Here is a 22904-nt window from a genome sequence, read left to right as displayed (position 1 = left end):
AAGAGCCAGACTCGAGCTCCGCCTTTGCCGAGTTCGAACCGGACGCGCGGAGCCTCCGTCCAACTCGGTACGCGGGCCACAAGGGACCGCCTCAACCCGGATGGAGTTTCACATGTCGATTAAGACCAAGATTTTCGCAGTTGCCCTCACCGCGCTCACCCTGACCGGCAGCGTCGTGGCCACCACCTCGCAGGCGCAAGCCAAGCCGCTCGGCTGGGGCGTCGGTGTCGGCCTGGGCATCGCCACCGCCGCCGTCGTCGGCTCCGCGATCGCCGCCAGCAACGATCCCTATTACAACGGCTATCACCGCTGCGGCTGGGCCGCCCAGTACAACGCCTTTGGCCAGTACGTCGGCCGCGTGCGTACCTGCTTCTGATTTGAGTCCCTGAGGCCGATCTCACGTGGATCCCGCGTCCGACACGGGCGCCTCATCCACCCCGTGTCGTGCCCCCGACCCCGCCCGGATGTCCCCCCGGGCGGGGTCAACCGTTTTGGACCTTGGAATTTGTTGCAGTCCCGTCACATCGCGGTGCGAACCATCTCCTGCGACAATCCGCACTAGTTGCTACTGCGAATTAATCGCAATAAGGTTTCCAGAGACTCAGGGGCTTGGGAAGAAATCGCGCCGGATCGAGATCATCTCGACCGATCGCGGAGCACCTAATCCTGATGACAGGGTCGCCGCGAATCGGCAGGGATAGTGCGGCGAGTGGACACACTCGCTTTGGGGGCGTGCGTTTTGACGTTGAGGGGTCACCGTTACAGGTATTTGCGAACGGCCGCGGCGATTGCCACGGGCGTCTTGACTTTGCCCGCCAGCAGCCGCGCGGCTGATCTGCCGCTGAAGGCACCGGCGCTGAAGGCCGTCTATGACTGGACCGGCCTCTACATCGGTGCGCATGCCGGCTACAGCCTCGGCTCGTCGCGCTTCGCGCTGAACGACGGCACAGGCATTAGCGACAGCGGCGACTTCAGCGGCATGATCGGCGGCGTGCAGGCCGGCTACAATTACCGGCTCAATTCCGGCTGGCTCCTCGGCGTCGAAGGCGATTTTTCGTTTCCGAACTACATCACTTCCAACTCGATCGTGTCCTTCCTGGCGACACCCGCCAACACCGTCACGCAGCAATGGGACTACACTGCGAGCCTGCGCGGCCGCGTCGGCTACACCAGCGGTCCCTGGCTGGTCTACGCCACCGGCGGCTTTGCATGGATGGGCGAGCGCTATTTCGACACGCCGGCCGCAGGCGAAGCAGTCCCGAAAATCCTGAACACGCGGCCCGGCTGGATCGCGGGTGCCGGCATCGAATACGGCTTTGCGCCGCATTGGAGCGCACGGCTCGAATATCTCTATAGCCGCTTCGACGGCGCCAATGTCGCCTTCTCCACAGGTGCCCAATACAATTCGTCGTCGCTCGACTTCCAAACGATCCGGCTCGGCCTCAACCGCAAGGTCGATTGGCCGGGCATGCCGGGCTACAATCCCAAGAGCTTGGGGATCGGCTCGCTAATCGACACCGAATCGGATCGCTGGGAGATCCACGGCCAGAGCACTTATCTGCCGCAAGGCTACCCGTCGTTCCCCGCCCTCTACACCGGGCCGAATTCGCTCTCGCCATCAAGGCAGGCCAAGGCGACCTGGAGCAACAGCCTGTTCCTGAACGCAAAGCTGTGGGACGGCGGCGAGGTCTACTACAATCCCGAACTGCTGCAGGGATTTGGATTGAACGACACGGTCGGCGCGGCCGGTTTCCCCAACGGCGAGGCGCAGAAGTCGAACTTCCCCTATCCGCACTACAACACATCGCGCCTGTTCGTGCGCCAGACATTCGGCTTTGGCGGCGAGCAGGAAGAGCTCGCGAGCGGCCAGTTGCAGCTCGGACAGAAGGTCGACGTATCCAGGCTCACGGTGCAGGCCGGCAAATTCCCCGTGATCGACGTGTTCGACGGCAACGCCTACGCCAAGGACACCCGCAAGGACTTCATGAACTGGTCGCTGTGGGCGCCAGGCGCCTTCGACTATTCAGCCGACAAGGTCGGCCTCACCTACGGCGTCACCGCCGAGCTGAACCAGAAGCAGTGGGCGCTGCGCGGCGGCTACTTCCTGATGGTCGCCGAGTCCAATTCGAATCATTTCGACACCAGGGTCGGCGAGCGCGGCCAGTACGTGCTCGAGCTCGAAACGCGCTTCTCGCTCCTTGGCCAACCCGGCAAGCTCAGGACCATCGGCTGGCTCGACAGCGCCAATATGGGCAGCTTCCGCGAGACGCTGGACAATCCCGCGCTCAACCTTGACATCGCGCAGACCCGACGCGGCCGTCTGAAGTATGGCTACGTGCTCAACCTCGAGCAGGCGATCACCGACGATGTCGGTCTGTTCAGCCGCTGGAGCTGGAACGACGGCAAGACCGAGACGCTGGCCTTCACCGACATTCACCGCAGCCTGTCGGCGGGATTGTCGATCAAGGGCACGAAATGGGGCCGGCCGGATGACGTGATCGGCGTCGGCGGCGCCATCAATGCCATCTCGCAGGATTATCGCGACTTCCTGGCCGCCGGCGGCCTCGGTGTTCTCATCGGCGACGGCGCGCTCAACTACCGCCGCGAGCGCATCCTCGAAACCTATTACGCCTACGCGCTGAACAAGAGTCTCACCCTCACCGCCGACTACCAGCTGATCGTCAACCCCGCCTACAACGCCGATCGCGGCCCGGTGTCGGTATTTTCCGGGCGGCTACACGGCGAGTTCTGAGCGCTTCCGGCTACGTGACTTACGCAGCCCGGATCGCGTCCAGGAACTTCCCGACCTCGACCTTGAGGCGGCCGCTCTCGCCGGACAGCGACTTCGCTGACGCGAGCACGGTGGAGGAGGCCGATCCGGTCTGGCTCGCGCCGCGCTGCACGTCGACGATGCTGGCGGAGACCTGTTGGGTGCCGCATGCCGCCTGCTGCACGTTGCGGGAAATCTCCCGCGTCGCCGCGCCTTGCTGCTCGACCGCGGAGGCGATCGCCGATGCGATCTCGGACATGCGGGTGATGGTGTCGCCGATCGACTTGATGGCGCCGACGGAATCCTGCGTCGCGCTCTGGATTCCCGTGATCTGCTGGCTGATCTCGCCGGTGGCCTTGGCGGTCTGCTCGGCGAGCGCCTTGACCTCGGAGGCGACCACGGCGAAGCCGCGCCCGGCCTCGCCGGCGCGCGCCGCCTCGATCGTTGCATTGAGCGCCAGAAGATTGGTCTGGCCCGCGATCTGGCTGATGAGCTCGACCACGTCGCCGATCCGGCCGGCCGCCTTGGCGAGTTCGCCGACATAGTCGTTGGTACGCGCAGCCTGCTGCACCGCTTCGCCGGCCACCCGCGCGGAGTCCTGGACCTGCCGGCTGATCTCGTCGACCGAGGACGCCATTTCCTCCGCGGCCGCGGCGACGGTCTGCACGTTGCTGGAGGCCTGCTCGGAGGCGGCCGCAACGGTCGCGGTGACCTTTTCCGATTGATCGGCGGTGCTCGTCAGCGTTCCCGCCGACACTTCCAGCTCCGACGATGCCGACGACACGGTGTTGATGACGTCGCCGATCAACGCTTCGAAATCGCGTGCGATCTGGTCCATGCGCTGGCTGCGCCGGAGCTTCGCCTCGGCTTCCACCGCGGCGGCCTCATCGGCGGCCTTCTTGGCGGAGAGCGAATCTTTGAAGTGCTGGAGCGAGCCCGCCACCTGGCTGATCTCGTCATTGCGGCCGGTCACGGGAATCTCGACCTCGTGCTGCCCGGCGGCAAGAGTTGCGATCACGTCCGCGAGCCGGCTGAGCGGCGTCACCACGCGCCTGCGCAACATCATCGTCACGCCACCGAGTGTCCCCAGCAGCGCCAGCACCGCCACGCCCGCGAGCGCGAGCATCGCCAGCGCGCCGTCGCGCGCGGCCGAGGCGCGCTCGGCAGCTTCCGCCAGCGCGGCATCGCGGACGCCGTAGAACATCTGGATGGCTCGGACGATGATGTTGGCCAGCTCTTCGGCATTGATGCCGTACTTGCCGTCGCCACGCGCCGCGAGCATCTCCTTGTCCACGGCAGCGGCTGCTTTCCCGAAATAGGAATCCGTCGCCGCCTTCAGCGCGGTGGCGATCCGGGGCGGGCTTCCGAGCTGGTCGATGCCGGCCTCGATGCGCTCGCGGTCGGCCTCGACACGTCCCTGCATCCGATCCATCAGCGACAATTCGGCCGCCGTGAGCGGTCGGCGAGCGCTCAGCGCCGGCGACAGCGTGGCGGCGCGGCTGCCGGCCGAGACGCGCAGATCCTGCGCCGTTCGCGCCAGGCTCAACAGCGCCGCAAGCGAGGAATCGGCATTGATGACCTTGGCTTCAAGCCGGTTCATGATCGGCTCGATATTGCCGATGACCTCGGCAACGCCTGGAAGGAAGCCCTTGATTACAGCGCCGTCGCGCGTCGCCAGGGGCACGCTCATCGCGCGATCTGCCGCCGTGATGATATCCTTGAGCCGCCGCGCAGTACGGTCCAGGTTTTCGATCATCGCTCCGGAATCATCCAGCACCATGATGGCGCGCCTTGCGCCCTCGAACGCGCCATCGACCGCTTTCGCCGCCTTTGCGGCGGCTTCGATCTGGACCTGCGTCGCAGAATTCTCCTGGAAGATCGGGGAAATGTAGGGAGCACGAAGGCCGGCAACGTGCTGACTGACCATCAGGGTCGCACCGAAGGCCTCGACCGTCTTGATCGCATCGGAGCGGTTCGTGAAGATGCGCGCCTGGGGTATCAGCACCTCGGCGCCAAGGATGACTGCAAACACCGTCACCGTCAGCATCGACAGCGCAAAGAGCTTCCCGATCCGCATTCTGATCCCCGAATACATTCCTGCAAATGCCGAGACCTAGCTGGTGGCCGCTAAGAGCCCGTTAAGCAACGGCATGCCCGTAGTTCCGCGGGGTATTGGGGAGTGCCTTCGGGGACGGGGTCGCCGAAGTTCCTTCGCGATGCCCGATGGGACAGAATCATCGGCATTTCTTCCTCGAATACCTATATCAAGACCTGTGCGGCCATCCGCGCCACACTCCCTTACCTCGGAACATCAATGCTCTCCGCCGAACTCGCCATCGTCGTCGTCCTGATCGTCATCAACGGCTTGCTGTCCATGTCCGAGTTGGCCGTGGTCTCGTCGCGCCCGGCCCGGCTGTCGATGCTCGCCGCCAAGGGCGTCCGCGGCGCCGAGCGGGCGCTGACGCTCGCGGCCGATCCCGGCAAATTCCTCTCGACGGTGCAGATCGGGATCACGCTGGTCGGCGTGCTCTCCGGCGCGTTCTCGGGCGCGACGCTCGGACAGCGGCTGACGCAATGGCTGCTCGAGCTCGGCCTGTCCGCAGGAATTGCCGACATCGTCGGAGTGGGGCTGGTCGTCACGCTCATCACCTACGCCACCCTGATCGTCGGCGAGCTGGTGCCGAAGCAGGTGGCGCTGCGCGACCCCGAGAGCATCGCGGTCAGGGTTGCACCCGCGATGCACGTGCTTGCGAAGGTCTCGCTGCCGCTGGTCTTCCTGCTCGATCTCTCCGGCAAGCTGATCCTCACGCTGCTCGGCCATGGCGGCAAGTCTGAAGAAAAAGTGTCAGAAGATGAGATCCATCATCTCGTCAGCGAAGCCGAAAACGCAGGCGTGCTCGAGTCAGGTGAAAAGGAGATGATCGCGGGCGTGATGCGGCTCGGCGACCGGCCGGTCGGCGCGATTATGACGCCGCGCACGGAGGTCAACGAGATCGACCTGAACGATACGCCGGAAAGCATTCAAGCGACCATCGCCAAGAGTCCGCATTCGCGCTTTCCGGTGTCCGACGGCGACCGCGACAAGCCGATTGGCGTGCTTCAAGCCAAGGACCTGCTGGTGGCCTTCATGAACGAGCGCACGCCGGATTTGCGCGTGCTGGTCCGCGAGGCGCCCGGCATTCCCGCCTCGGCCGATGCCCGCGACGTGCTGGCGATCCTGAAGGCTGCACCGGTGCATGTCGGCCTCGTCTACGACGAATACGGCGCCTTCGAAGGCATCGTGACGACGGCTGACATTCTGGAATCCATTGTCGGTGCCTTCCATTCCGAGGAAGGCCCGCCGGAACCGGCCTACGTCAAGCGCGCGGACGATTCGCTGCTGGTCTCAGGCTGGATGCCGGTCGACGAATTCGGCGAGCTGCTCGGCATCGAACTGCCGCCGCACCGCTACAACACCGTCGCCGGCCTCGTGCTGCAACAGTTCAACGTGCTGCCTGATGTCGGCGACGCCTTCGACTTTGGCGATTGGCACATCGAGGTGGTCGATCTCGACGGGCGGAGGATCGACAAGATTCTGGCGAGCCGGCGGAGCGAAGTAGAGACGGGGTGAGCCACTCTCGTCGTCCCGGAAGCGCAGCGAAGCGGAGCGCAGATCCGGGACCCATAGCCACAGGATTGAGCTTGGCGAAGACTGGTAGTTGCGCGGTGCTGCTGTCTGCGCATGATCGACAGATCACGCGGTATGGGTCCCGGATCTGCGCTGGCGCTTGTCCGGGACGACGGCGGAGTTTGTGGTTAGAGCTTGCGCCAAACTCTAGACCCTCACCCGAACCTCACCCCGATCCGCTTTTCCTTGCGCCAGATCACGGTGCAGGCGAGATGTTTTCCGTCGGCCCGCACAAGCAGGCTGAAATGGTCGGGGATGCCGACGGGACTGCTGACGTCGAGCGCGGCGCCGGTATCTGACAGGTTGCGGATAGTGCAGTCGATCGCGCCGCCGCCGCCGAACTCGATCGTTCCGGCCTTCAGCACGCGATGCCTTGCCTTGTCGCGCCGCTCGTCCATGGGAACAATCTACACCCAAAGTTGAATCAAACGTTAAACGCACCCCCCTCGCGATGCTTTTGCGCGCGCGGCCGCGGCCCTGCAAGTGGACCGGCGTCCTACAGCGCCGGCTGGAACGTCTCCGTCCGTGCCATCCGCCAGGCGTCCCGGAAGCGTGGGTCTTCGGTGCCTTCGAGCAGTTCGCCCGGACGCAGCGACGGATAAAGCTGCGCGAAGGATTTCACGTCCGTCGTCGAGGTGCGCTGGGAGAAGTGGATCGGGCGCAGCTGCTGCGGATGTTCGAGACCGGCCGCGGCGATCAGCTCGGTCAGCGAGTGCAGCGTCGCCAGGTGATAATTGTGCACGCGGTCGATCTTGAGCGGCACATAGAGTGCGCGCGCCCGCGTCGGGTCCTGCGTCGCGACGCCGGTCGGGCAGCGGTCGGTGTGGCAGCTCAGCGACTGGATGCAGCCGAGCGAGAACATGAAGCCGCGCGCCGAATTGCAGTAGTCCGCGCCGATCGCCATGGCGCGCGCCATGTCGAACGCGGTGGCTATCTTGCCGGAGGCGCCGATCTTGATGCGGTCGCGCGCGTTGATGCCGATCAGCGCGTTGTGGACGAAACTGACGCCCTCGCGCATCGGCATGCCCAGATGGTCCATGAACTCCAGCGGCGCGGCGCCGGTGCCACCCTCGTTGCCGTCGACAACGATGAAGTCGGGATAGATGCCGGTCTCGATCATCGCCTTGCAGATCGCCAGGAATTCCCACGGATGACCGATGCACAGCTTGAAGCCCGTCGGCTTGCCGCCGGAGAGCTTTCGCATCTCGCCGATGAACTTCATCATGCCGACAGGCGTCGAGAAGGCGCGATGCGAGGCCGGCGAGATGCAATCCTCGCCCATGGCGACCCCGCGGATCTTGGAAATCTCCTCCGAGACTTTCGCCGCCGGCAGCACGCCGCCATGACCGGGCTTGGCGCCCTGGCTGATCTTGAGCTCGACCATCTTGATCTGGTCCTGGGTCGCGACGCGCGCGAAGGCTTCGGGATCGAAGGCGCCGTCGAGATGACGACAGCCGAAATAGCCCGAACCGATCTCCCAGATGATGTCGCCGCCCATCTCCGCGTGATAGGGGCTGAAGCCGCCCTCGCCGGTGTCGTGCGCGAAGCCGCCCTTCTTGGCGCCGGCATTCAGCGCGCGCACGGCGTTCGGGCTGAGCGCGCCAAAACTCATGGCGGAAATGTTGAATACCGAAGCCGAATACGGCTTGGCGCAATCCGGGCCGCCGATAGTGACGCGGAATTTCTCCTCGGCATGCGTCTTCGGCGAGACCGAGTGATGCATCCACTCATAACCCTGGCGGTAGACGTCCTCCTGGGTACCGAACGGACGCTTGTCGAGCTGCATCTTGGCGCGCTGATAGACCACCGCACGGATGTCGCGCGAGAACGGCATGCCGTCCTTCTCGCTCTCGAAGAAATACTGCCGCATCTCCGGGCGTATCTCTTCGAGCAAAAAACGGATATGGGCCGAGATCGGGTAGTTGCGCAGAACGGCGTGGCCCTTCTGCATGAGGTCGCGGACGCCAAGCGCCGTCAGCGCGCCGAAGATCAGGATCGGGATCAGCAGAATGTCGAAGATCTTGCCATCGGCAAATCCGATGCCGGTCAGCAGCGCAGTGACCACCGCGCAGATCGTCAGGACGATGAAGCGCGGAGAGAATGGCAGCAGCAGGGTTTCCATGATCCCCTCTTCCGCCAGCGGCAGCCGTTTGACCGACGGGTTGGGCGATTCCTGCGTTTTGTTCTCGTCGGCCACGATTCCCATCCTCTCGCCAGCATGAGGCGGTACGATACGCCCGCGCCTGTCATACGGATATGACGCGGCGGTTGTTTCACGCTAGCGAATTCGGCGGGGACAAATCAATCAGCCCGATGGGCGGGCTGCTGCGGTGCAGCAGGGCTCGGGAGGGACGGGCATTAACCGGTCAAGGCGCTTTACTCAGGCAAGCGTCCTGGCTTTTGCCAGGACGAGACCGAGAGGGCCTACCGCTCGACGAACGCCTTTTCGATCACGAAATGGCCGGGCTTGTTGCCCGAGCCCTCGACGAAGTCGCGGCCTTCGAACATCAGTTTCAGCTCTTCGAGCATCGCCGGGCTGCCGCACATCATGATGCGGTCGGTCGCGATGTCGAGCGGACCCTGGCCGATGTCGTTGAAGATCTGCTCGGAGCTGATGAGGTCGGTGATGCGGCCGCGATTCTTGAACGGCTCGCGGGTCACGGTCGGGTAGTAGATGAGCTTGTCCGCGAGCAACTCCCCGAACAGTTCGTCCTCGCGAAGACCGGCGACGAGCTTCTCGCCATAGGCGAGCTCGGAGACCTGGCGGCAGCCGTGCACCAGCACGATGCTGTCGAACTGGTCGTAAACCTCGGGATCCTTGATCAGGCTGGCGAAGGGCGCGAGGCCGGTGCCGGTCGAGAGCAGCAGCAGCCGCTTGCCGGGAATGAGATTGTCCGTGATCAGCGTGCCGGTCGCCTTGCGGCCGACCAGGATGGTGTCGCCTTCCTTGATCTTCTGGAGACGCGACGTCAGCGGGCCGTCCTGAACCTTGATCGAGAAGAACTCGAGCTCTTCCTCGTGATTAGCGCTCGCCATGCTGTAGGCGCGGAGCAGCGGGCGGCCCTCAACCTCGAGGCCGATCATCGCGAACTGGCCGTTCTGGAAGCGGAAGCCGGAATCGCGGGTTGCGCGAAAGCTGAACAGGGTGTCGGTCCAGTGCTGGACGGAAAGAACCTTCTCTCGGTAAAACGCGCTCATGATTTTCGATATTCCGAATAATTGCGGTTTTAGGGCAAAAGCGTTGCCCGGCCCCTGAAAGCGGAGCGGACACCATTGCCATGGCGGAGGATTTCGCGAGTGTGATCTACGCCATTGAGACCAATAATCAACCTCGTTCCGGATGCAATTGATGCCGGTCAAACCGGCATTTGCGGCGGAAATGGTCACATCATTAATGGATCTGCTGTCCAGCGCATTCGGAAGGCAATTTCTTTTCCCTCCCAGGCTCGAATACAGCACTTAATCGTAGCGCTCGCGAGAATTTCATTAAGAATAGCTCTGATTTCACCCCCGTTTAGCGTCGTTTCCCCGATTTTTGCGGCTTTTGGCGCCAAGATCGACCGGAACTGGCGACTAGGACCGGCGACAGAGACAGATGGCGAGCGGCGAGCGGATCTTCGTGCAGGCGATCAAGCGCTATTGCGTAACCCATGGCATCGCGCTCGATGTCCGCGCCGATGGCTGGCTGCTCGCGATGCGCCGGGGCGAGCAGCGCCACTTCGCGTTCGGCTACGACATCGGCCTCAACAGCGCCATCGCGCACCGCCTGGCCAATGACAAATCGGCCACCGCCGAGGTGCTGGCGCTCGAGGGCGTGCCCTGCATTCCCCATCGCCTGTTCCTCAATCCGAAGTTGGGCGAGAAGGTTGTCGGCGTTGGCTGGCGAGAGGCAATGCTGGCGCTGCTTGGCGACAATCCGCAAGGCGTGGTGGTGAAGCCGAACGAGGGGACGTCGGGACGATCCGTCTTCAGGGTCACGACGGAAACAGAGCTCGATCATGCGGTTGGCGAAGCCTTTTCGATGAGCGCCGGACTCGTGATCTCACCCTATGCCGTGATCGAGGACGAAGTACGCGTGGTCCTGCTCGATGATGTGCCACTCGTCGTCTACAGCAAGCAGCGTGGCTCGGGTTGGCGGCACAATCTCGATGCGGGCGCGAAGCCCGTGCTGATGCAGGACGGCGATCTTCGCACAGCCTGCGCAAAGCTCGCCATCAACGCCGCCAAGGCCATCGGCATCACCTTCGCCTCGATCGACCTCGTGCACGTCGACGGCGTCTGGCGCGTGCTCGAGATCAATTCCGGCGTGATGATGGAGGCGCTGGCGAAGCTGCATCCGGAGCTGGTGCAGACGACGTACGATGCGGCGCTGGATCGGGTGTTTGGGGACAAACACTGAGCGACACGCGCGCTGGCGGCTTCAACCAATCGCCAACCGATACGCAGCCTTCGCATTCACGCCGAACGCCTTCTCCCGCACCTGCGGCCCGAGCTTCATCAGGCAGGCCCCCAGCGCGCCCGTGATCTCACCATAGCTCCCCGCGAGCAAACATACCGGCCAGTCCGAGCCGAACATCAGGCGATCCTCGCCGAAGCATGTCGCGGCGTGCGCGACGAACGGAAACAGCCGTTCCGCATTCCAGTCGCTCCACACCGCTTCCGTCGCCAGCCCCGAGACCTTGCACCAGACATTGCCGCAGGCCGCGAGTGCCGCGATGCCGTTGGACCATCCAGTGCTTCCGCCATCGGCGATCGGCGGCTTGGCTGCGTGGTCGAGCACGAAGCGCGCCTGCGGGAACGCTTGCGCGGTTGCGATCGCGGCCGGCAGCTCGCGGGTGCGGACCAGGAAATCGTAGGCGAGATCGTGCGCGAACACGGCCGTGAGGCCGCGCTGAACGTCCTCGCGCAACAACCAATCCGAGTCGGCCTCGTCATGGACCTGGTGGCGGATGCCGACCAGCTTGTCGCCGCCGGGCGAAGCACGCAACTGCTCCAGCGTATCGCCAAGTGCAGCGTCGGTCAGATCGGCCCAGCCGACGACGCCGATCACCGAGGGCGTCGCATGCGCGATCCGCAGGAATTCCTCGGTCTCAGCCAGCGCGGAGCGGCACTGCACCAGGATGCTCGCGTCGATGCCGTTCGCGCTCAAAAGCGGCGCGAGATCGGCCGGACCGAAGGCACGCCGGATCGGCGTGAGCTCGGGCGCGTCCATCCAGGGATAGTCGGCGCGCGCCGGATCCCAGAAATGCTGGTGAGCGTCGACGATCATGCCTTACGCTCCGGCCGGCAATGGCGCGCGGGCGTCGACGAGTTTTCGCCCACGCAGCTCCTGCCAGAACGCCGCCGGCACCGCCATCTCCGACATCGCGATGTTGTCGGCAATTTCCGCGGCGTTGCGCGCGCCCGTCACGGCGACCGTGACTGCCGGATGGGCCATGCAGAACTGCAGCGCGGCGGCTTTCAGCTCGGTGCCGTGCTTGCGGCAGAGCTCGTCGAGCGTGAGCGCGCGGGCGACGAGTGCCGCATCGGCATCCTGATAATTGAACTTCGCGCCCGTGTGCGGATTGGCCAGGATGCCGCTGTTGTAGATGCCGCCGAGCAGGATGCCGATATTCTTCGCCGCGCAGACCGGGAACAGCGCATCCAGCGCGCCCTGGTCGAGCAGCGTGTAGCGGCCGGCGAGCAGGAAGCAGTCGACCGGAACGGCCTCTGCAAACCGGACCAGCATGTCCGACTGGTTCATGCCGGCACCGATCGCCTTGACGGTACCGTCCCCGCGCAGGCGCTGGAGCGCGCGGAAGGCGCCGGCGACGGCGTCGTCATAGTGATCGTCGGGATCATGCACGAGCAGGACATCGACGCGGTCGAGCCCAAGCCGCGCCAGGCTTTCCTCCACCGACCGCATCACGCCGTCATAACTGAAATCGAACACCGGCCGCTCGCGCGACGTGCCCTTGTAATGCTCGTCCTCGGCGGCAGCGCCATCGGGCGCACGCAGTAGACGGCCGACCTTGGTCGAGATCGCGTAGGAGTCACGGGGTTGTTGCCGCAGGAATGCGCCAAGGCGTCGCTCCGCGAGGCCAAAGCCGTAGAGCGGCGCGGTGTCGAAGAAGCGGATTCCGAGCGACCAGGCGCTTGCGATGGTCGCTTCCGCATCGGCATCGCTGACGGGGGTGAACAATCCGCCGAGCGGGGCAGAACCGAGGCCGAATGAGGTGACATCGAGCGAGCCGAGCCGCGACCTTTTCATTCCCATTGCCTCAACAGTCCTCCCCAACAGCCAAAATCATCTCTCCCGCTTGCGAAAATCGCAAGCGGGAGAGGCACGCAGGAGCGTGGGGCTGGCGACGCTCCTACTTCAACATCTGCGCAACGTTGTCCTTGGTCACGAGATCGAGGCCGGTATAAACGATCTCCGGCACCTTCTCGCCCCTCTTGATGGCGAGCAGCGTGTCCATCGCCTTCTCGCCCATCTCGAACGGACGCTGGCCGACCAGCGCATTGGCGTAGCCATCGCGCAACAGCTCGAGCTGCATCTTCAGCGTATCGGCCACGACAAGCGTGAACTTGCCGGAATCGATATCCTTCTTGTACCTGGACGCGAAGGCCTTGAAGCCTTCGGGGGCGAACATCGGCCAGCCGCCGATGGGAACGATTGCGGCGAGGTCGGGCGTCGCGGTACGCATGTCAGTCATCTGCTGAACCGCCAGCGCGGGATCGTCGTTGCAGAACGTTGGAGAGCCCGCGACCTCGGTCCATTTCGAGCCCTTCAGCGCCTCGCGCACGCCGTCAACGCGTTCGGCGAGGTTCTTGGCGCCGGGACCACCCGAAACCATGGCGTATTTGCCGCCGTCGGGCCGCAGCTTCAGGAGCTCCTTGCCGAGGGCGACGCCGAACTCCTTGTTGTTGGTGCCGATATAGGCGATGCGCTTGGCGCGGGGCGCATCGGCGTCGAAGGTGATGACAGGGATGCCGGCCGCGGTCGCCGCGTCGATCGACTTGGTCATCGCCGCGACGTCGGCAACCGAGATGGCGAGGCCGTCGACCTTCTGGGTGACGAAGTCCTGGATGATCTGGGCCTGCGTCGCCGGCTCGTGCTCGACCGGCCCCTTGTAGATGCACTCGATATTGCCGAGCTCCTTGGCACGCTTCAGGCAGCCGTCGCGCGCGAAGTCGAAGAACGGATTGTTCATCGCCTTGGGCACGATCACGAACCGGTAGTTTGCGGCAAACGCCGGCGTAGCCATCATCGCCACCGCGATGCCGGCAAGTAGAAATTTCCTCATCGTCTCCTCCACCCTTCTTTGGCGCCTGTCCTCTCAAGATCGTCCGGGAAGTGGACAGGCGGCATTTTCGTTGCCGTCCCGGAACGACGTCGTTTCAGATCATCCGCGAGCGGATGCGGTCGACCAATACGGCCAGGATGATGATCACGCCCACCAGCGTCTGCTGCCAGTAGGAGCTGACCTGGGCGAGCACGAGGCCGTTGCGGATCACCTCGAGCAGCACGCAGCCGACGATGGCGCCGAGTGGACCACCGATGCCGCCGGCGAGATTGGCACCGCCGATGACGGCCGCAGCGATCACGTTGAGCTCGTAGGACGTCGCCATGTTGGCCGGCGCCGATCCGAGCCAGCCCGAGATGATGATGCCCTGGAGGCCTGCGGCGAGCGCGCAGATCACATAAACCTCGATCTTCACCCGCACGACCGGGATGCCGGTGAGTTCGGCCGCCTTCTCGTTACCGCCGAGCGCGAACACGTGACGGCCGAACGAGCTGTGGTGCAGCACCACGGCCATCGCCAGCGCGAGGACGATCAGATAAATGAATGGCACGGGCACGCCGAGCACGTCGCCGGAGGTGAGCGCGTAGAAATAACCGGCATCCGGCCCACCGGGAAAGCTGCCCCGTCCGTTGGAGACGACATAGCCGAGCCCGCGCACGATCGAGAGCATGCCGAGGGTGGTGACGAACGGCGACAGGCCGAGCACCGCGATACAGAAGCCGTTGACGAGGCCGGCGAGCAGCGCGACGCCGAGGCCGGCGAGGAGCGAGACCACCAGGATCAGGCCAGGGACATTGGCGAGCACGGTCTTGCCGTCGGCCGCCATGTGCACGAACAGGGATCCCGCCGGCGAGCCGGGCGCCGACAGCTCGGTCATCACCATCGAGGTGATCATGGCGGAGAAGCACATCATCGAGCCGACCGACAGATCGATGCCGCCGGTGATGATCACGAAGGTGACGCCGAGGGTAGCGATAGCGATGAAGGAGAAATTCTTCGCCACGTTCTGCATGTTGCCCTCGGTGAAGAAGTACGGGCTGGCGAAATGCATGACCACCAGCAGCACCGCCAGCGCGAGCAGGACATAGCCGGTCTGGGACGCGAAAATGCCGCGCTGCCACCATCTAATCTTGCCGATGTTCGAGAAGGTGATCGGAGATTCCATGGGCATGGCCATCACGCCGCCTCCTTCGCGCCGGTGATCAGGGCGGTGACTTCCTCGGGGGAGGTCTGGTGGATGGGCTTGTCGGCCCGCTTTTCGCCGCGGCGCATGACGATGACGCGATCGCACACCGCGAACACGTCGGGCATGCGGTGCGAGATCAGCATCACGGCAACGCCCTGCTCCTTCAGCCGGTGAATCAGGCCGAGCACCTGCTCGACCTGGCGGACCGAGATCGCGGCCGTCGGCTCGTCCATCATCACCAGCTTCGCGTTGGAGAGCCGCGTCCGCGCGATCGCAACCGCCTGGCGCTGGCCGCCCGACATCTGCTTGACGAGATCGTCGGGGCGCGTCTCCGAGCGCAGCTCGCCGAACAGCTCCAGCGCACGCGCCGCCATTGCCTTGTGGTCGAGCAACGCGAACGGCCCGATCCTGCGCTTCAGCTCGCGCCCGAGAAACACGTTGGCCGCTGCGGTGAGATTGTCGGCGAGCGCAAGGTCCTGATAGACCACCTCGATGCCGACGCCGCGGGCATCGACGGGCCGGTTGAAATGGACGGCGCTGCCGGCGAAGCGGATTTCGCCGTGGCTGGGGCGGAAATTGCCGGCGATGATCTTGACCAGCGTCGACTTGCCCGCGCCGTTGTCGCCCATCAGGCCGACGACTTCGCCGGGGAGGACCTGCATGTCGACATCATGCAGCGCGCGGATCGCGCCGAACTCCTTGCCGATGCCGGTCAGCTCGAGGACCGGTGTCGCTTGTGCATTTGTCATCAGCGGCCTTCCTCAGACGTAGCGGTTGACGAGGGATTCCAGATATTCCTGCCGGCCCGAGCGCGGCTGCGGGTCAAAGCCCGGGCCGTGCGCGCGGTCGGCAAGTTCGGCAAGCGAGCGCTGGCCGCCGAGAATGGCGCGGCCTTCAGGCCCGGCCCATCCCTCGTAGCGTTTCGCGAGCGGCCCAGTGAGCACGCCGGCGTCGAGCATGTCCGCAGCGGCGAGCAACGCCCGCGCGCAGGCATCCATCGAGCCGACATGGGCATGGATCAGATCGTCGGGATCGATCGACTGGCGGCGGATCTTGGCGTCGAAATTGAGCCCGCCGGAGCTGAAGCCACCGCGGCTCAGGAGCTCGTGGAACACCAGGGCAAGCTCGGGCACGTTCATCGCGAACTGGTCAGTGTCCCAGCCGAGCAGATCGTCGCCGCGGTTGATGTCGAGCGAGCCGAACACACCCAGCGCCTCCGCCAGCGCGACCTCGTGATGGAAGGAGTGGCCGGCGAGGATGGCGTGGTTCTGCTCGATGTTGAGCTTGACGTCCTTCAGCAGGTCGTAACGCGCGAGGAAGCCGTAGCAGGTGGCGACGTCGAAATCATATTGGTGCTTGGTCGGCTCCTTCGGCTTCGGCTCGATCAGGATCGGTCCCTTGAAGCCGATCTTGTGCTTGTGCTCGACCACCAGCGAGACGAAGCGGCCGAGCTGGTCGAGCTCGCGCTTGAGATCGGTGTTGAGCAGCGTCTCGTAGCCCTCGCGCCCGCCCCACAGCACGTAGTTCTGGCCGCCGAGCCTGTGCGTCACCTCCAGCGCGGCGCGGACCTGGCCGGCGGCATAGGTGAATATCTCCGGGTCTGGATTGGTGGCCGCGCCCGCCATGTAGCGGCGATGCGTGAACAAATTGGCGGTGCCCCAGAGCAGGCGCACCTTGCTTGCGGCCATCTTCGCTTCGAACAGATCGGCGATGGCATTGAGGTTGGCAACAGATTCGCCAAGCGAGTTGCCTTCCGGCGCCGCATCGACGTCGTGGAAGGTGAAGAAGGGCACGTCGAGCAGGCGAAACAGCTCGAAGGCGACGTCGGCCTTCGCGCGCGCCTGCGCCATCGCATCGGCGCCGTGATGCCAGGGCCGCAGGAACGTCTCGCCGCCAAAGGGATCGCCGCCGGGCCAGCACAACGAGTGCCAATAGCAGACCGCAAAGCGCAGATGGTCTTCCATCCTGCGGCCATGGACGAGGCGGTCCTTGTCGTACCAGCGGAAGGCAGGCGTGTTGCCGGCATCTCCGCCGGCGAAGGCGACAGGTACGCTTGTATCGAAGAATTTCACTGACGCAGTCACTCAGGCACACTCCTTCAACGCGGGATAAAGTTCGCGCCAGCGGCGATAGGCCTCGTCATAGGCCGCGCTGACCGATGCGCGAGGCGTAAAGCTCGCGAGCCGCCGCGGACGGGTGCAAACCGCAGCCGCGTCTTCGCCGGTGGCGGCGAGCCGTCCGAGCCTGGCGGCGCCGAGCGCCGCTCCGACCTCGCCCTCCTCGACGCGGTGGACGGGGATGCCGAGCACATCGGCGCAGATCTGCGCCCACAGCGGCGAGCGCGAGCCGCCGCCGACGAGATCAACCTCGGGAAGCGGCCCGCCCGCCGCGCTCAGTGCCGCCAGATTGTCGCGCGCAGCGAAGGCGACGCCTTCGAGGACGGCCTGAACGATCTGGGAGCGCCCGGTCGCACCGCGCAGGCCGACGAAGGCACCGCTGGCGGCGGCATCGTTGTGCGGCGTGCGCTCGCCGTCGAGATAAGGCAGGAATTTGACCGGACTCGGTCCATCGACGCGCTCGCCGAGCGGCGCCAGCAGCGCTGGCGCCGGCGTCTCCATCACGCCCGCGAGCCAGGCCAGCGAAGCCGCCGCCGACAGCATCACGCCCATCTGATGCCAGCGGCCGGGCAGCGCGTGACAGAACGCATGGACCGCCGCGGCCGGCGCCGGTGCAAACCGATCGGTGACGCGGAACACCACGCCGGATGTGCCAAGCGACAGAAACGCATCGCCCGGCGCGATGGCGCCGAGCCCGATCGCGCTCGCGGCATTATCGCCGGCGCCGCCGGCGACCACGACATCCCTAGTCATGCCCCAGCGTTGAGCGTAGTCCGGCGCGAGCGTCGCGCTGACGTCGCTGCCCTCGACCAGGCGTGGCATGTGATGGAGATCGAGCCCGGTGGCATGCAGCAGCAGGGGCGACCAGCGGCGCAGACCGACGTCGAGCCATAGCGTGCCGGCCGCGTCCGACATGTCCTCGACCATCTCGCCGGTCAGGCGATAGCGGACATAGGCCTTCGGCAGCAGCACCTTTGCGACGCGCGCGAAGATTTTCGGCTCGTGCCTGGCGACCCAGAGCAGCTTCGGCGCGGTGAAGCCGGGCATGGCCAGATTGCCGGCGATCGTATGCAACGACGGGCAGCGCCGCTCCAGCGCGACGCATTCGGCATGCGAGCGACCGTCGTTCCAGAGGATCGCGGGACGCAGCGGCGCTCCGTCCTCGTCCAGCAGCGTCGCGCCATGCATCTGGCCGGATAGTCCGATGCCGCGCACCCGCGCGACCTCGCGGGGATGGCGGGCGGCAAGATCGTCGACCGCGCCGACCGCCGCATCGACCCAGGCATCGGGATCCTGCTCGGACCACAGCAGCGCCGGATGCGACAGCGCAAGCTCGCGCGCCGCCGTCGCGACAACAGCGCCGGCTTCGCTGACGAGCACCGCTTTCACACCCGATGTGCCGATGTCGATTCCGAGATACACGCCGTCCTCCCTTTCGCCTGTTGCGGTGCGCGAACTCAAAGTCGCCTTACCCGCAACGGGTCGTTTTGAATTCCACCTGCCGCTAAGGCAGATTGTCCCGCATCACGATGTCGATCCTGATCTTCTCCTGTTCGCGCAAGATCGGCTCGCCACGGGCGAGCGCGAGCAGCACACGTACGGCGGCGCGCGCTTCATGTCCGGGGTTCTGCGAAATCGCGGCATGCATCACGCCCTGCAGCAGCAGCCGACGCGTCAACGCGGTGAGGTCGTGTCCGACGAACACCGCCTGCTTGTCGCGACTGGCATCGCTCAACGCCTTTTCATTCAACGCGTTGGCGACGCCTTGCGTACCGGCGCCGACATTATAAAGACCCACGATGTCGGCATGCCGGCTCAACAGCCGCGTCAACACCTGCTCCGAACGCGCGTCCTCGTCGCGCCCTTCGAGCACCGGCAGCACGGTGAGGCCGGGGAATTCCGACGCCATCACCTGGTTGAAGCCAAAAATGCGCTCGGCATGATCGCGCAGGCCCTGCGAGCCCGCGACGATCGCGACCTTGCCGGACTTTTGTCCGACCAGCCGCCCGACCAGCGCGCCGGCAGTCCGCCCCGCAGCAATGTTGTCGATGCCGACATAATGGTGCCGGCGCGACGACGGCACGTCCGAGACCAGCGTCACGACCTTGGCGCCGGCATCGACGAGATCGTCGATCGCGGCGCGGACCCTGGGATGATCCAGCGCCACCACAGCGACACCGTCGTAATCATCCGAGAGCCCTTCCAGGGATGCCGCGAGCATGGACGGATCGAACACGTCGGTCGCGACGGTCTCGACGCCAAGGCGGCGGGACGACAACCAGCCCGACATCTCGCCGAGATAATCCTGGATCTGCTGCATGAACGGGTTCGGCCCCGACGGCATCACGAAGGCGAAACGGCGGGCGCGGCCGCGGGCGAGCTCGGCGGCGGCCACGTGCGGCTGGAACGAATTGCGCTCGATCGCCTCCTTGACGCGCCGGACCGTATCCGGCCGCACGCCCGGCCGATTGTGCAGGACGCGGTCCACCGTCGCGAGGCTGACGCCGGCCTGGCGGGCGATGTCCTTCAGCGTCAGCGCGGTCGTGGTGAGCGTCTCGGCCATGGCTGAAGGCTAGCAGAGGTGTTTTGAGGTACGCAACTCATTTTGAGAGGCGGCAGCATTTTCCCGCAGCTCAGCCCAGGAACAGCCTTTCCCGTCCGCCGTTGCCGCCCTGTGCATAACGATATCACCCATGATCCGGGCGAGGGATTGAGCCCGACGCTCGAGCGCAACATCCAGGCTCTGGTCGAGCGCCGCCGCCGGGAGCAGCGCGCTGCCAAGGGTCAGGAAAAGCTTGCCGATGCGATCACGGCGTTCACCGGCAGCATGGCGTTCGTCTATCTCCATGTCGCTGTGTTCGGCTTCTGGATCATCGCCAATCTGCATTGGCTGCCGGGAATCCCGGCCTGGGACGAGAGCTTCGTAGTGCTGGCGATGATTGCTTCGGTCGAGGCGATCTTCCTGTCGACATTCGTGCTGATCTCGCAGAACCGCATGAGTGCAGCAGCGGACAAGCGCGCCGATCTCGATCTCCAGATCAGCCTTCTCGCCGAGCACGAATTGACCAAGGTTGCCCGCCTCCTTACGCAGATCGCCGAGCGGCTCGATGTCCAGCCCGACTCGAAACGGGATCTGGAGGAGGCAAGCCGCGACATCGCTCCCGAGCGCGTGCTCGACAGGATCGAGGAGACGCGCTCCTGAGCTATCGGCTGGCCGACAGGTCGAGGGTCAGGAACAGGCTGTTGGGATCCTCGACATAGCCCTCGAACGGGCCGCAGAGGACAAAGCCATGCGCCCGGTAGAGCGCGAGCGCCGGCTTGAAATAGTCCCACGAGCCGGTCTCGAGGCTGAGCCGCGCCATGCCGCGCGCGCGGGCTTCTGTGACGATGTGGCGGAGCATCTCACCGCCAAAGCCGCGCCGCCGCGTGGTCTGGAGCGTGTGCATCGACTTCACCTCGCCGTGCTCGGCTGACAGCGTCTTCAGCGCACCGACGGCGACCAGCGTCTCGCCGTCCCAGCCGGTCCAGAACGCGATGTCGGGCGCGCGCAGTCCGGAGAGATCGAGCGCATGGGCGCTGCCCGGCGCGGTCTGCGCCCGCGCCGCCGTGACGTGATGATCGAGCAGCGCGATGACGCGCGGATCAAAGGTGTCGCCGGTGCGGATCTGCATCGTCACGGTCTCACATCTTGCCGTAGGACGCGCCGCGGCGCGTGATGATGACGTAGCGCGCGTCCTGTCTGGTCTCGTTCTCGAAGATCACCGCGCGCATCACATCGAAGTCGAGACAGTCGCCTTCGCGCAGGCGAACCGCCTTGGCGTCGATGTGCACGGCGATCGCGCCCTCCAGCATCAGGAGCTGCTGGGTGAAGGCATTGCGGCCCCAAGGGCTGTATGGCACCCGCGCACCGGCCGGCAAATCGACGACGATGATCTCGATGCCGCTCGCCGCGTCCGTGGGCGACGCGTGACGGCGGCGATAGCCGCTGTCGGGATCGCGCCAGTGCGGCTGGTCGGCGAGCCGCACCAGCCGCTCCGGCGGCTTTTCGGCCAGCGCGACGACGTCGCTGAGCGACACGTCGAGCGCGGCGCAGAGTTTTCCCAGCAGCGCAGCCGTCGCGCTGCTCTGCGCCCGCTCCACCCGCCCGATCATCGCCCGGCTGACGCCGGAGCGGCCTGCGAGCTCATTCAGCGTCATGCCGGCCTGCGTCCGCAGCGTCTTCAAGCGACGACCGATCGCGCGATCGAGTTTCTGCTGGTCCATTTTCTTTACAGGTCCTGGTCTCTGATCCGAACATTGCCGACACGAGGACCGCACCCATCAGGGCCGCGAGAAGCTTAAGCTGGGCGATGCGTGCGTGCCGGAAGCGAGGGGCCAATATATTAGAAACTTTGCGGAGCCTATAGGGCCGACTAGGATAGACCCAACGACGATGACCGGGAGGCGGCGACATGGGCGAACCGACGCAGCGGACGATCAAGGCCAACGGCATCAGCCTCAACGTCGCCGAGCAGGGCAAGGGGCCGATGGTGCTGCTCTGCCACGGCTTTCCGGAAGGTTGGTACTCCTGGCGTCACCAACTCGAGGCGCTGGGGGCAGCCGGTTTCCACGCGGTCGCCCCTGACATGCGCGGCTACGGCAAGAGCGACCGGCCCGAAGCGATCGACCAGTACACGATCCTCCACATGGTCGGCGACCTCGTCGGCGTGCTCGACGCTTTCGAGGCGAAGGACGCCGTCATCGTCGGGCACGACTGGGGCGCGACGATCGCCTGGCACACGGCGCGCCTGCGGCCCGACCGCTTCCGCGCCGCCGCCATTCTTAGCGTGCCCTATCGACCACGCAGTCCGGTGCGGCCGACGAGCGTAATGCCACAGACGGCGGATGCGCAGTTCTATCAACTGTATTTCCAGGAGCCGGGTGTCGCCGAAGCAGAATTCGAAAGGGATACGCGCGCAACGCTCGGCGCGATGCTCTATGGCGGTTCCGGCGAAGGCGCGGCGGTGATCCGCGCCAATGCCGAGCGTCAAGGGCGGACCGCCGGTGTCGGCATGGTCTCTCGCAAGGACGGCATGCTGCCGAAGGTGCAGGTGCCGCTGCCGTCGTGGCTGAGCAGCGCGGACCTCGACTATTACGGCGCCGAATTTGCCCATAGTGGGTTTCGCGGACCGCTCAACTACTATCGCAACATCGATCGCAACTGGGAGCTGATGGGCGCCTTCGAGGGCGTCAAGGTGGTCGTGCCCTCGCTCTTCATCGCCGGCGACTACGACATGGTCATGGCCTTCCCTGGCGCCGCCGAGCACGTTGCCAACATGAAGCAATGGGTGCCGCAATTACGCGAGATCAAGATGCTACCGGGGTGCGGACACTGGACGCAGCAGGAACGGCCGGCGGAGGTGAACGCGGCGATCGTGGAATTTCTGCGGAGCCTGCCGAACTAAAGGATGGAGCGGGCGAAGGGAATCGAACCCTCGTATGCAGCTTGGGAAAACGATCCGTAAACCATCTGCGAAGGCCGAGCACCTTCGTTAATGCGTTGAAAATACGTTGAAATCCATGATACAAGGCATTCGAAGGCCTCGTGAACGGAAGCCCGCTTTTTTAGCTGTCATTGTACGATTGTTGTACGAGATTTTGCCCATGGCATCCGCCGCAAAATACGAGCGCCAATCCTTTCGTTTCTCCGACAGTGTCGTCGGCAGCGCGCAGCACGCAAGTAGGGACAAAACGCTCGGTACTACGGTCCTGGAATGGCGGGACGTCGGCACCGTTGGCCTGACCATTCGCATCACCAAGAAGAAGGCCATCTGGTACATCCGCAGGCGGGATATCACCATCCGCCTCTGCGAAGTCCGCCAGCTGCCGTATGAGCAAG

General features: G+C 65.0%; 20 protein-coding genes and 1 pseudogene. 7 read left to right on the top strand and 14 right to left on the bottom strand.

Annotated features, from left to right (window positions below):
• Window positions 1-112: 112 nt before the first annotated feature.
• A complete protein-coding gene (locus tag IVB42_RS03670) occupies window positions 113-376 on the top strand; it encodes a hypothetical protein (RefSeq protein ID WP_007597808.1) in 264 nt (87 codons plus the stop codon).
• A 393-nt stretch (window positions 377-769) separates the two neighbouring features.
• A complete protein-coding gene (locus IVB42_RS03665) occupies window positions 770-2752 on the top strand; it encodes a carbohydrate porin (protein ID WP_247393475.1) in 1983 nt (660 codons plus the stop codon).
• Window positions 2753-2771: 19 nt separating this feature from the next.
• Here IVB42_RS03665 and IVB42_RS03660 read toward each other — a convergent pair whose 3' ends face one another.
• A complete protein-coding gene (locus IVB42_RS03660; RefSeq protein WP_247469762.1) occupies window positions 2772-4847 on the bottom strand; it encodes a HAMP domain-containing methyl-accepting chemotaxis protein in 2076 nt (691 codons plus the stop codon).
• 237 nt (window positions 4848-5084) lie between these two features.
• On the opposite strand from IVB42_RS03660, the gene IVB42_RS03655 reads away from it, so the two are divergent.
• The gene (locus IVB42_RS03655; protein WP_085349708.1) at window positions 5085-6380 is read left to right on the top strand and encodes a hemolysin family protein; all 1296 of its coding nucleotides are present in this window, start codon (window positions 5085-5087) and stop codon (window positions 6378-6380) included.
• 212 nt (window positions 6381-6592) lie between these two features.
• On the opposite strand, the gene IVB42_RS03650 is transcribed toward IVB42_RS03655, so the two are convergent.
• The 3 genes from IVB42_RS03650 to IVB42_RS03640 all read right to left on the bottom strand — a co-directional run bounded on the left by IVB42_RS03650 (window position 6593) and on the right by IVB42_RS03640 (window position 9635).
• Complete coding sequence (locus tag IVB42_RS03650) at window positions 6593-6835, bottom strand: PilZ domain-containing protein (protein ID WP_018460093.1); 243 nt, start codon at window positions 6833-6835, stop codon at window positions 6593-6595.
• A 98-nt stretch (window positions 6836-6933) separates the two neighbouring features.
• On the bottom strand, window positions 6934-8643 hold the full coding sequence (locus IVB42_RS03645) for an FMN-binding glutamate synthase family protein (protein WP_198957634.1): 1710 nt from the start codon (window positions 8641-8643) through the stop codon (window positions 6934-6936).
• Window positions 8644-8861: 218 nt separating this feature from the next.
• Entirely contained in the window at window positions 8862-9635 is a 774-nt protein-coding gene (locus IVB42_RS03640; RefSeq protein ID WP_018460095.1) for a ferredoxin--NADP reductase, read from the bottom strand.
• A gap of 397 nt (window positions 9636-10032) precedes the next feature.
• On the opposite strand from IVB42_RS03640, the gene IVB42_RS03635 reads away from it, so the two are divergent.
• Window positions 10033-10836: a RimK-like protein gene (locus IVB42_RS03635; RefSeq protein WP_018460096.1), complete on the top strand. Its 804-nt coding sequence runs from the start codon at window positions 10033-10035 to the stop codon at window positions 10834-10836.
• 21 nt (window positions 10837-10857) lie between these two features.
• Here the strand turns inward: IVB42_RS03635 and IVB42_RS03630 are convergent, their stop codons facing one another.
• The 8 genes from IVB42_RS03630 to IVB42_RS03595 all read right to left on the bottom strand — a co-directional run bounded on the left by IVB42_RS03630 (window position 10858) and on the right by IVB42_RS03595 (window position 19589).
• Window positions 10858-11706, bottom strand: a complete 849-nt coding sequence (locus IVB42_RS03630; RefSeq protein ID WP_018460097.1) for an amidohydrolase family protein — start codon at window positions 11704-11706, stop codon at window positions 10858-10860.
• 3 nt (window positions 11707-11709) lie between these two features.
• On the bottom strand, window positions 11710-12687 hold the full coding sequence (locus IVB42_RS03625) for an aldo/keto reductase (protein WP_018460098.1): 978 nt from the start codon (window positions 12685-12687) through the stop codon (window positions 11710-11712).
• Between the two features lie 103 nt (window positions 12688-12790).
• Entirely contained in the window at window positions 12791-13723 is a 933-nt protein-coding gene (locus IVB42_RS03620; protein WP_026233945.1) for a sugar-binding protein, read from the bottom strand.
• A gap of 94 nt (window positions 13724-13817) precedes the next feature.
• Window positions 13818-14900: an ABC transporter permease gene (locus IVB42_RS03615; protein WP_018460100.1), complete on the bottom strand. Its 1083-nt coding sequence runs from the start codon at window positions 14898-14900 to the stop codon at window positions 13818-13820.
• Window positions 14900-15658, bottom strand: coding sequence for an ATP-binding cassette domain-containing protein (locus IVB42_RS03610; RefSeq protein WP_007597833.1), 759 nt, complete (start codon window positions 15656-15658; stop codon window positions 14900-14902). The genes IVB42_RS03615 and IVB42_RS03610 overlap by 1 nt, the downstream gene beginning before the upstream one ends.
• A gap of 12 nt (window positions 15659-15670) precedes the next feature.
• On the bottom strand, window positions 15671-16993 hold the full coding sequence (gene xylA / locus IVB42_RS03605; protein WP_026233946.1) for a xylose isomerase: 1323 nt from the start codon (window positions 16991-16993) through the stop codon (window positions 15671-15673).
• The gene (gene xylB, locus IVB42_RS03600) at window positions 16994-18448 is read right to left on the bottom strand and encodes a xylulokinase (protein WP_018460102.1); all 1455 of its coding nucleotides are present in this window, start codon (window positions 18446-18448) and stop codon (window positions 16994-16996) included.
• An 82-nt stretch (window positions 18449-18530) separates the two neighbouring features.
• Window positions 18531-19589: a LacI family DNA-binding transcriptional regulator gene (locus IVB42_RS03595; RefSeq protein WP_018460103.1), complete on the bottom strand. Its 1059-nt coding sequence runs from the start codon at window positions 19587-19589 to the stop codon at window positions 18531-18533.
• Between the two features lie 111 nt (window positions 19590-19700).
• Here IVB42_RS03595 and IVB42_RS03590 point away from each other — a divergent pair, with 111 nt between their 5' ends.
• Entirely contained in the window at window positions 19701-20228 is a 528-nt protein-coding gene (locus IVB42_RS03590) for a DUF1003 domain-containing protein (RefSeq protein WP_018460104.1), read from the top strand.
• Between the two features lies 1 nt (window position 20229).
• Here the strand turns inward: IVB42_RS03590 and IVB42_RS03585 are convergent, their stop codons facing one another.
• Together IVB42_RS03585 and IVB42_RS03580 are read right to left on the bottom strand one after the other, a co-directional pair.
• Window positions 20230-20697 (bottom strand): GNAT family N-acetyltransferase, encoded by a 468-nt coding sequence (locus IVB42_RS03585; RefSeq protein WP_085384941.1) that lies wholly within the window; start codon window positions 20695-20697, stop codon window positions 20230-20232.
• A gap of 10 nt (window positions 20698-20707) precedes the next feature.
• Window positions 20708-21289 carry an XRE family transcriptional regulator gene (locus IVB42_RS03580; protein WP_018460106.1) on the bottom strand — a complete coding sequence of 194 codons (582 nt, stop codon included), beginning with the start codon at window positions 21287-21289 and terminating at the stop codon, window positions 20708-20710.
• Between the two features lie 188 nt (window positions 21290-21477).
• Here IVB42_RS03580 and IVB42_RS03575 point away from each other — a divergent pair, with 188 nt between their 5' ends.
• Both IVB42_RS03575 and IVB42_RS03570 read left to right on the top strand, forming a co-directional pair.
• Entirely contained in the window at window positions 21478-22470 is a 993-nt protein-coding gene (locus tag IVB42_RS03575; protein ID WP_018460107.1) for an alpha/beta hydrolase, read from the top strand.
• Window positions 22471-22669: 199 nt separating this feature from the next.
• Window positions 22670-22904, top strand: a pseudogene (locus IVB42_RS03570) (hypothetical protein); the annotation flags it as partial.

It is taken from the genome of Bradyrhizobium sp. 45 (genome assembly GCF_023073155.1).
Taxonomy (GTDB): domain Bacteria; phylum Pseudomonadota; class Alphaproteobacteria; order Rhizobiales; family Xanthobacteraceae; genus Bradyrhizobium; species Bradyrhizobium canariense_D.
Note: the sequence above shows the minus strand (reverse complement) of the source record. Positions and strands in the feature narration are given on the sequence as shown.